This is a genomic window from Psychrobacter immobilis, assembly GCF_904846185.1.
GTDB lineage: Bacteria > Pseudomonadota > Gammaproteobacteria > Pseudomonadales > Moraxellaceae > Psychrobacter > Psychrobacter immobilis_B.
On the sequence record NZ_CAJGZQ010000066.1, the window covers coordinates 1 to 842 of the forward strand.

Sequence of the window (842 nt, forward strand, 5' to 3'; positions counted from 1 at the left end):
CTAGGGCGTGTCATCAATTAAGCCAAACGACACAAGAAACTAGATGAACCGCACTTAAGAAATGACAGGCTAACTTGTCATAGCGAGTGGCAATCGCACGATACTGCTTAATCTTGGCAAAGAAGTTCTCTATTAGGTGCCGTGCTTTATAAAGCTCTTTATCGAAGTCTCTTGGCTGCAGCCGATGACACTTAGATGGTATAACTGCATTACCTTGCACTGCTTTAATCGGTTCAATAACGCGGGCATCAGCATCGTAAGCTTTATCGGCAAGCCACGTTTGGCTAATACTGACATCAAGCAATTCATCTGAGCCACACAGGTCATGAGCTGCGCCACCTGTTAGATAAAAGCCAGTAGGATTGCCTAGCGCATCTGTACGAGTATGTATTTTAGTCGTCAGTCCACCTTTGCTGCGTCCAATGGCTTGATCCCTTTTTTTCCAGCACTGTGCTGGTGGGCTTTAACAATCGTGGCATCTAGCATGGCATATTCGTCATCGGATTGTTCAGAGAGTTGATTAAAAACCTGCTCCCATACGCCTTTTTTTGACCAGCGACTAAAACGAGTATGAATCACTCTGAAGTCGCCAAAGCGTTCAGGTAGGTCACGCCAAGGTATGCCGGTCTTGTAACGGTACAGAACCGCTTCTACGAACAAGCGGTTATCCTTTGCAGTAATACCAACGTCACTTGGTTTACCAGGTAGAATGTCTTTAATTCTCTCCCATTGGTCATCACGTAGGGCATGTCGTCTTGTCATAGTCATTGAGCTCAAATTCCTAAATACGATCTAAGTATAGCTTATTCTGAAATATCTATGCTAATTGATGACACGCCCTA

The 842-nt window shown here is 44.5% G+C and carries 1 pseudogene; it reads right to left on the reverse strand.

The features are described 5' to 3' along the window. Positions 1 to 13: 13 nt before the first annotated feature. A pseudogene (locus tag JMW94_RS14730) lies at positions 14 to 762 on the reverse strand (IS5 family transposase). Between the last annotated feature and the right edge of the window lie 80 nt (positions 763 to 842).